This is a genomic window from Schleiferilactobacillus shenzhenensis LY-73 (genome assembly GCF_000469325.1).
In the GTDB taxonomy this organism is placed as follows: domain Bacteria; phylum Bacillota; class Bacilli; order Lactobacillales; family Lactobacillaceae; genus Schleiferilactobacillus; species Schleiferilactobacillus shenzhenensis.
The window spans coordinates 74,905-83,249 of the sequence record NZ_KI271593.1; the positions used below are offsets into that span (position 1 = coordinate 74,905).

The following is an 8,345-nucleotide window of genomic DNA, read 5'->3' on the forward strand; positions in this document are numbered from 1 at the left end:
ATTGTCACGTGCCTACCACTAGCTCCGCAGGACTGGCTTCGGACTAGCTGCGCGTCGCCGCCCCCGCCCGCGGAGCCCGGAGTCCCCCGGTTCAGCGACAGGCACTCACCTTTCTCCCTCAAACAAACCGCGTCAATTGCTCTGCAATCGACGCCGGGTGCGTGGAAACCCGGTCCTGCTTCGGTGTCTTACCGAACTTGGCCGCGTACTTACGGTAGAAGAAACTCTTATTCGTCATGCCCACCGCCAGAGAAATATCCGCGATGGGCTTGTTCGTCGTCTGGATCATCTCCCGCGCATGGATCAGCCGCTCCTCGGTCAGCGCTTGGCTGAACGTCTTGCCCACTTCCTTGTGGAACAAGTTGCCTAAGTAATTCTTGTTGTAGGCATACTTGTCCGCCAGCTGCTCCAGGGTCAGATCCTGATAATGTGCCCGAATATCGGCCAGCATCTGCACCGCCATGTGCTGCCCAGGAGAAATGTTGGCCGGCTTGACCTCGGAATGGCGGACCAGCTCGGCGATGAGGATGGTCAGGTACGCTTGGACGATGGTGTCTGAGAGGAACGTGTCCCGGTAATACTCGGCGATGATCCGGTCCAGCGTATCTTGGATGACTTGAGTCGCCGAGGTGCGGTGGAATAGCAGGTAGCCGCCATTATCGTTCTCACTGCCGACCTGATTCAGCACGAAGTCATTGAGCACACTTTGGGTACTTTGAATCTGGTGGAGCAGGTTGAGAGAAATGTTCCGATCCTGGAACAGGATGTTCATCATGATATCGTCCTCGCCCAACGCGTCAATGGCGTGCTTGCTGCCGACATCCAGCAGCAGTACGTCGCCGGCGGTCAAGTCCACCGGCTGGCCGTTGACCGTTTCGTGGGCCTGGCCCCGGACCATGTAATTCACTTCGAGGAACTGGTGCGTGTGGAGCGGGTAGGGGGCGAAGCGGTTGTGCTTGCTGACGTAGATACTGCAATTACGGAAGAAATAATCGTTCAAGACGGGCACTTTCTGCCGCTGGGTCTGGGTCAGATCCAAGGCCGTGGGGGGAATATCGTCACCCACGATGTGGTTCTTGCGCTGGGCGATTTCCACCGGCGTGAGGGCTTCTAAGCGTTTGAGGAGCGCTGCTTGCATACGAACACCTTCCTGTATATTTGTTCCATTACGACTAACCATTTGCCGTTGTTATTATATCACGCAAGCGGTTAAATAATAAGTGTAGAAAGCGAAACCGCTTTAAGATATTGATATGACAGTGTATCAGATGTAAAGAATAATAGTGTCAGATGCTTAGGGCCGGAGACACCGGACCTGTGATTTGAATACTATTTTTTACATGAGCACTGCCGGAAGGATGAGGTGAACACCATGCCAGCATACGTCGCAGTCGATATTGGCGCCTCCAGCGGGCGCCTGATCCTCGGTCAAGTGCAGCACGGCCAGCTTACGTTCAAAGAAGTCCATCGTTTCAAGAATGGCTTCCGCCGCGTGGCCGGCCATGACCGCTGGGACAACGACCATATCATTGAAGAAATCCTGACGGGGTTGGCCAAGGTCAAGGCCATGGGCTTCCCCCACGTCTACCTGGGCATCGATACCTGGGCTGTGGATTACGTTCTGGTGGACGAAGAAGGGCACAAACTCCACGATCCCATCAGCTACCGGGATGCCCGGACGGACAGCGCTGTTCAATCCCTGACCAGCAAGCTGCCCAGGGCCTACATTTATGAAAAGACCGGGATCCAGTTTCAGAAGTTCAACACCCTGTACCAGCTCTACACCGAGGATGGGGAGGACCTGGCCCGGGCGGACAAGATCATGATGATCCCCGATTACCTGGGCTACGTGCTCACTGGGAATGCAGTGACCGAAGTGACCAACGCGTCCACCACCCAGATGCTCAATTTGCGGCAGGGCTTATTCGACAAGGACCTGATGAATGAGGTCCACGTGGACGAAGACCAGTTCCCACACTTGGTGGAAGCCGGCACCCCCTTGGGGCACATTCGCCGCAAGTGGCACAAGGCCTATGACCTGCCAGAAACTGACGTCATCACCGTCGCTACCCACGACACGGCCAGTGCTGTGCTGGGCACTCCGGGACTGACGGACAACTGGGCCTTTCTCAGCTCAGGCACTTGGTCCTTGCTCGGGGCCGAGATCAATACCCCAGAGAATGGCTTGGCCGCCTTCAAGGAGAATTACACCAACGAGTGGGGTGCTTATGGGACCTACCGCTTCCTAAAGAACATCATGGGGCTCTGGATCGTCCAGTCGATTCGCCACGACCTGCATGACCAGTACAGCTTCCAGGAATTAGCGGACCAAGCGGAGAAAGCCCCGGCGTTCCAGTTGTTCATTGATGTGAACGACGGCCGCTTTATTAATCCGGAGAACATGATCACGGCGATTCAGGATTACGCGCGGGAGACTGGTCAGACGGTACCGCAAACCCCGGGTGAATTGACCCGGGCGGTGTACGAGAACTTGTCGCTGTATTATGCCTGCCAGATCCAGACCCTTTCTGACATTCTGCAAAAGCCCATCGATACCTTGAATATCGTGGGTGGCGGGGCGAATGTGGCGATGATGAACCAGCTGACCGCGAACCTGGCGAACATTCCGGTGGTGGCCGGGCCCAGCGAGGCGACGGCGATCGGCAATCTGATGGTCCAGATGATCACCACCAAGACGGTCAAGCACGTCTACGCCGGTCGGCAGCTCATTGCCGACTCGTTCCCGCTGACGCATTACCAGCCGGACCCCAGCGCGGTACCGGCCCACTTATTGGCCGATTACGAAGCATTCTTACAGAAACAGCCGACAGCAGTCACTGCTGCGGCGCACTAAGCAAAGGAGTTGTCCATCATGGTTAAAGATGAAGAAGTCGACAAAGCATATACCGTCGCTAAGCAGCGGTACGCCGAAATTGGCGTCGATACCGACGCCGCAATGAAGGAATTGGAGAAGGTACCATTGTCCGTGCACTGCTGGCAAGGGGACGACATTCATGGCTTCCTGTTCCCGAACCAAGAACTGACTGGCGGCATCGGTGTGTCCGGGAACTATCCCGGCATCGCCCGCACTCCGGACGAACTGACCAGCGACCTGCACGAGGCCCTGAGCCTGATCCCCGGCAAGCAGCGGGTGCAGCTCCACGCCATCTACGCCGTGACCAACAAGAAGCGCGACTTGAACACCCTGGAGCCGGAAGACTTCGACTACTGGATCGACTGGGCCAAGCAAGAGGGCATCGGCCTGGACTTTAACGGCACCTTCTTCTCCCACCCGATGGTCAAGAACAACTTCACCGTGTCCTCACCCGATCCCAAGGTCCGCGATTTCTGGATCCAGCACGGCAAGATCTCCCGCGAGATTTCTAACTACATCGGGGAGAAATTGGGCAAGCAGGTCGTGAACAACTTCTGGTTCCCGGATGGGTACAAGGACAACCCCATCGACAAGAAGAGCCCGCGTTTGCGCATGCTCCACAGTCTGGACGAGATCATCAAGAAGCCGCTGCCCGAGAAGAACACGATCGAGTCCTTCGAAGGCAAGCTGTTCGGCACTGGGATCGAATCGTATACCGTTGGTTCCCACGAGTTCTACCAGAATTACGCCATCTCCCGGAACAAGCTGTGGACCATTGACGCCGGCCACTTCCACCCGACTGAAGACGTCAGCGACAAGTTCGCCAGCTTCTTCCCGTTCGGCAAGGGCATCTTCATGCATGTCTCCCGGCCGGTTCGGTGGGATTCGGACCACGTCGTCATCATGGATGACGCGTTGATTCGGATTACCCGCAGCCTGGTCCGTGACGGCTACTTAGACAAGACTCACATCGGCTTGGACTTCTTCGATGCCACCATCAACCGCGTGGCAGCGTGGGTGATCGGCGCTCGGGCCACGCAGAAGAGTCTGCTGCAGGCGATGCTGGCACCGATTCAGCAGTTGAAGGATGCCGAGCTGAAGCAGGACTACACGACCCGCCTGGCCGAGACAGAAGAACTGAAGTCCTACCCGTTCGGTGCCGTCTGGGATAAGTACTGCTTAGACCACAACGTACCGGTGGGCATGGATTGGCTGAACAATATCCACCAGTACGAGCAAGACGTTCAGTTCAAGCGCGACGACAAGAAAGTACTTGTAAAGGAAGGCTAATGACTATGGATATGAAGAAACAGTTTCTGAACCCCGAATATGCACCGGCATTCGTTGATTCACCGTACGTCACTCAGATGCGCAAGACGACCTGGAACCTGTATTCCCACGGCTGGGACGAGCGCAACGGCGGCAACGTAAGCTATCGCCTGACGGCGGACGAGATCAAGATGTACGGCGATGTCCACAGCGTGCTGCGCAACATTCCCATCAAGTTCGACGCCAGCGCGCTGAAGGGCGACTACTTCCTGGTCACCGGCACTGGCCGCTACTTCAAGAATGTAACGGACTTCCCCCAGCGGGATCTGGGGCTGGTGCGTATCGCCGACGACGGCAAGAGCGTCGACCTGGTCTGGGGCTTCAACGACGGCGGCCAACCCACCAGTGAGTTCCCGGCGCACCTGATGACCCACATCCAGCGCCTGCAGCATGACGCCAACCAGCGCATCGTGATGCACTGCCACCCGACGAATCTGGTGGCCATGACCTTCACGCTGCCCTGGAACGAGAAGCTGTTCAGCCGCATTCTGTGGAAGATGCAAGCCGAATCCATCGTGGTCTTCCCGGAAGGGGTCGGCGTCCTGCCGTACATGACCCCCGGGACCAACGAAATCGGTGCCGCCACCGCCAAAAAGATGGGCGCGTACCGGGTCGTTCTCTGGCCCCTGCACGGTGTCTTCGGCGCCGGCGACTCGATTGACGAAGTCTATGGTCTGATCGAGACCGTGGAGAAAGCGGCCACGATTTATACCGCCATCAAGTCGCAAGGCGGTCAATTCGTTAACGAGATTACGGATGATGACCTGCACAAGCTGGCCGCCCGCTTCGATTTGACCCCGAACAAGGACTTTATCAACGGGAAATCCTTGGCTGAAGTACTGAACGGCGCGGCCAGCAAGGAGCCGGTTGGCGCGCGGTAATGTTGGTTTGACCTCCTATTTGCTTTAAAACCAAAAGCTCCAGCAACGCAATCTTGGCAGACTGCATTGCTGGAGCTTTTCTGACATCGATTAACAGTTGGTTACCACTTCACACTGGTCCCATCACCATAATTGATCGTGTACCCATCTTCGATATTGAAGATGTACACATTGAACCGCACGGTGTTATCCCCGACGGACTGCGCCCGCATCTGGACGCCCCGGGCGACCAACTCATTGCCCCGGAAGACCGGCCGCACCTGGTAACGCACGTAATGGGCGTTGCTCTGCTTCAGGTAGTAGGCAATATCCATCTCGTGGGCCAGCATCAGCGGACTGTTCAGCGACTGCGTCCCGGTCATCAGGTTCTTCGGGTTGTTGTTCTCCCCGGACAGCTGGAAGCCGATGAGGTGGCTGCGGTTGTACAGCCAGCCGTGGGCGGTGCGCTTATTGTGCCAGCCGGTGGGGTCCCAGGTCAGCGCCGTCCGCTTGCTCGTGGGCATCAGACTGTGGTTGAGCAGGGCGTTTGCCGCCTGGACCCGGTTCAACCCGTCCAGGGCGGCGTAACTTTCCCACGCCCCCTTAGCGGTGCTCAGGTCACTGGCAGAAAAGCCGGGGTCATTGTTGTTCACCGTAATCTCCTGCTTGCCACTGTAATTCAGACTGGCCAGATCCGGCGTAGCGTTATTGGCGGTGCTGGCCGCTGTTTGCGGTTTACTGGCAGTTGTGGCAGGAGTCTTAGCAGAAGAAGAGGCTTTGGCCGCCGCCGGTTTCTTGCCCAGTTCTTTCTCCAGACTGGCAATGGCGGCCCGGTCGGCGGCCATTTTCTTGGCCCGCGTACTGATCGTTTTGGCGGTGATGCGGTTGTTGGCTTGGAGCATGCTCACCTTGGTACGCTGACTGGACGTGTCTGCCGCTGACTGGTCGGCGGTGCTGCATCCGGCGGTGAGGAGCAAGGCAGCGAGGAGAAAAGGAACGAGTTTTCGTAATTTCGTCATTGTCGTTGCCCCCTAGCGCAATGCTTTGCGGTAGCCCGCATTGATGGCGTCCTGCTCGGTCTTGAAATACACAGCATTCGACGAGTTCATTCGATATCCTGCTTGACCGGGGACATGATAGATCTTCGAGTTGACGTTCCCGACGATCGTTCCTTGGTCACCGGTATTCATGTCGCCGCGGTTGTTGCTGCCACCGCCTTGGTTAGTGTTCGCGGCAGCCGCCTTGGATTGACTGGCGGCGGCTGCGGCTTGGGCGGCGCGCTGACTGCTAGCGGCTGCCGCTTGCTTGCTGGACTCGGCCGTTGCCGCTGCTTTACTGCTCTCCGCTGCTGCCGCCACGGAGGAAGACTGGGCAGCAGCCGAAGAAGACGCCGCGGCTTGTTTCTTGGATTCCGCCTTGGCCGCCGCTTTCTCAGAGGACTCCCGGGCTGCTAATTCGTTTTCCAGTTTGGACCGTTTACTGCTCAAGGATTCCGAGCTAGCTTGCTGTTTGCCTTCTTTGCTGGCCAAAGACTTGGACTCGGCCCGGGCGGCTTTCTCCTGGGCGGTGAGTTTCTTACTGCTGGTGGTGGTGACATGGTCAGCGGACTGCTTGCTGCTATTGCCTGTGGTTGGCGTTAGCGCACCGCCAATGATCATGGCGACGAGCATCACCAGAAAACTGCCGCCCATGCCGATCAATGGCCGTTTCATTGCGCTTTTCCATGGGCCGTGCCGATGCCGGACAAGCGTAAACAGCAACCAGAATACACACCCGCTCACAGCGAACATGGCGATGGCAGCGATACCAATAAAAAAGTCTCCCATGATTTTTCTCCCCTTGGTTCAGTTTTTACGTAATCTCACTAGGGGTATCTTATCATAGGAACATTTAAGTGGGAACGTTTTCGAAAGAAAATCGAACTGAGGGTCAACCGTCATTCACAATAGCAATAAAAAAACGGTAATACATTCAGTATCACCGCAGACAATCGGGTCAGTTGGGACTTTGACGGATTATCAATAACGCCTTAGACCATTTTGTCGTGTACCTGTTCACGACAATCAATGCACCCCGTGGGACTCGAACCCACAACACACGGTTCCGAGGACCGTTGCGCTATCCAGTTGCGCTAGGGGTGCGAACGTCAACTATCATAGTACCCAAGAATTCTCACCGCAAGTCCGAGTAGACAGATTTCTTCAAAATGACTGTAAACAAGTTTTTGTAAATGCTAAACTGGAATTGTTAAGTTCCATTTACCATTTTGGGGGAGGACAAAAACTTGAAATATCACATGGGCAAAAATCCGTTACCAGGTACGGAAAGTCAGAAAAAAGTACACTACCGCTTATACAAGTCGAAGAAACAGTGGCTGGTGGCCAGTATTGCCGCATTAACGCTGGGGATGGGCAGCTTGGCACTGCCAACTGCCGTCAAGGCCGCAGACATCGACGGTAACGACGGTGTTACCACAGCCGAGAAAGACAAAGCTGCAGCGGATACTAAGCCAGAGGAGAGTCAAGATCAGAGCGCGACCGACAGTAAGCAGACTGTTTCGGTGACCATTCCAGCTGTTGATCAGAGTAAGCCAGAATTGACGACTGGCACAACGCAGGACACCCAGAAACCAGTGGTGACTGAGACAGAATCGGCTAACACGGCCAAGACTGACAATGCGTCTCAGCCCAATCAAGATACTACCATGAACGATGCAAAGAAGACGGCACAGTCAACCGCGTCAGTTGATTCAGCAACAACGAACCAAGAACCGTCAACAGAGAAGAAGACGCTACAATCAGAGGCAACGAAAAAAACCACTTCTTCCATCAAGGCAGATGAACCGGCACAGGTGAAAGCCACCCGGTCACTTTTGGGCGATAGTGCCGTGCCAAAGGAAGCTGCCGACGCGTATAATACCGCAAAGGACAAAGCAGACGATGCCAACAAGTCAGCCGACGAAAACAATGCCGCTGCCTCGGACGCTGAGACCATAGTCAATAATGACAATGGTAAGGCTCTGACAACAGACGAGCAGAAAGCACTGCAAAAGGCGCTTGATGATTTGAAGGCCAAATTGGCTGAATTCCAGGGCAAACAAACGGATACCGATGCCGCTATTCAAGCATATGAAGACGTCCTGAAAAAATTGCCGAACCAGCCTGCAGCAATCAAGGACATCATTCCCAATCCAAATAATGATCCGCTGACGCTGGATACTTATAACACCCCAATAATTCATGAAGGTGGCGAAAATGGATAGAGACGTACAAAATCTTGGA

The 8,345-nt window shown here is 55.5% G+C and carries 7 protein-coding genes and 1 tRNA gene; 4 read left to right on the top strand and 4 right to left on the bottom strand.

The features are described 5' to 3' along the window. Positions 1 to 118: 118 nt before the first annotated feature. Positions 119 to 1,138: an AraC family transcriptional regulator gene (locus L248_RS09600; protein ID WP_022530010.1), complete on the bottom strand. Its 1,020-nt coding sequence runs from the start codon at positions 1,136 to 1,138 to the stop codon at positions 119 to 121. A 234-nt stretch (positions 1,139 to 1,372) separates the two neighbouring features. Between L248_RS09600 and rhaB the strand changes: the two genes are divergently transcribed. From rhaB to rhaD, 3 genes are read left to right on the top strand one after another with little or no spacing between them, the layout of a single operon-like run. Beyond that, positions 1,373 to 2,854: a rhamnulokinase gene (rhaB, locus tag L248_RS09605; protein WP_040536021.1), complete on the top strand. Its 1,482-nt coding sequence runs from the start codon at positions 1,373 to 1,375 to the stop codon at positions 2,852 to 2,854. An 18-nt stretch (positions 2,855 to 2,872) separates the two neighbouring features. After that, positions 2,873 to 4,165 (top strand): L-rhamnose isomerase, encoded by a 1,293-nt coding sequence (locus tag L248_RS09610; RefSeq protein ID WP_022530012.1) that lies wholly within the window; start codon positions 2,873 to 2,875, stop codon positions 4,163 to 4,165. Positions 4,166 to 4,170: 5 nt separating this feature from the next. Further along, positions 4,171 to 5,085, top strand: coding sequence for a rhamnulose-1-phosphate aldolase (gene rhaD / locus L248_RS09615; RefSeq protein WP_022530013.1), 915 nt, complete (start codon positions 4,171 to 4,173; stop codon positions 5,083 to 5,085). A gap of 101 nt (positions 5,086 to 5,186) precedes the next feature. Here rhaD and L248_RS09620 read toward each other — a convergent pair whose 3' ends face one another. The 3 genes from L248_RS09620 to L248_RS09630 form a co-directional block, all read right to left on the bottom strand. Beyond that, entirely contained in the window at positions 5,187 to 6,083 is an 897-nt protein-coding gene (locus L248_RS09620; RefSeq protein ID WP_022530014.1) for a DNA/RNA non-specific endonuclease, read from the bottom strand. A 12-nt stretch (positions 6,084 to 6,095) separates the two neighbouring features. Next, positions 6,096 to 6,776, bottom strand: a complete 681-nt coding sequence (locus L248_RS09625) for a sunset domain-containing protein (RefSeq protein ID WP_022530015.1) — start codon at positions 6,774 to 6,776, stop codon at positions 6,096 to 6,098. 355 nt (positions 6,777 to 7,131) lie between these two features. Beyond that, a tRNA-Arg gene (locus tag L248_RS09630) sits at positions 7,132 to 7,205 on the bottom strand. Between the two features lie 143 nt (positions 7,206 to 7,348). On the opposite strand from L248_RS09630, the gene L248_RS09635 reads away from it, so the two are divergent. Beyond that, positions 7,349 to 8,326, top strand: coding sequence for a KxYKxGKxW signal peptide domain-containing protein (locus L248_RS09635; RefSeq protein WP_155828622.1), 978 nt, complete (start codon positions 7,349 to 7,351; stop codon positions 8,324 to 8,326). Positions 8,327 to 8,345: the final 19 nt, after the last annotated feature.

Coding starts and splice junctions, on each gene's coding strand:
- L248_RS09610 (WP_022530012.1), top strand. CDS start 2,873: ATGGTTAAAGATGAAGAAGTCGACAAAGCATATACCGTCGCTAAGCAG.
- rhaD (WP_022530013.1), top strand. CDS start 4,171: ATGGATATGAAGAAACAGTTTCTGAACCCCGAATATGCACCGGCATTC.
- L248_RS09620 (WP_022530014.1), bottom strand. CDS start 6,083: ATGACGAAATTACGAAAACTCGTTCCTTTTCTCCTCGCTGCCTTGCTC.
- rhaB (WP_040536021.1), top strand. CDS start 1,373: ATGCCAGCATACGTCGCAGTCGATATTGGCGCCTCCAGCGGGCGCCTG.
- L248_RS09625 (WP_022530015.1), bottom strand. CDS start 6,776: ATGAAACGGCCATTGATCGGCATGGGCGGCAGTTTTCTGGTGATGCTC.
- L248_RS09600 (WP_022530010.1), bottom strand. CDS start 1,138: ATGCAAGCAGCGCTCCTCAAACGCTTAGAAGCCCTCACGCCGGTGGAA.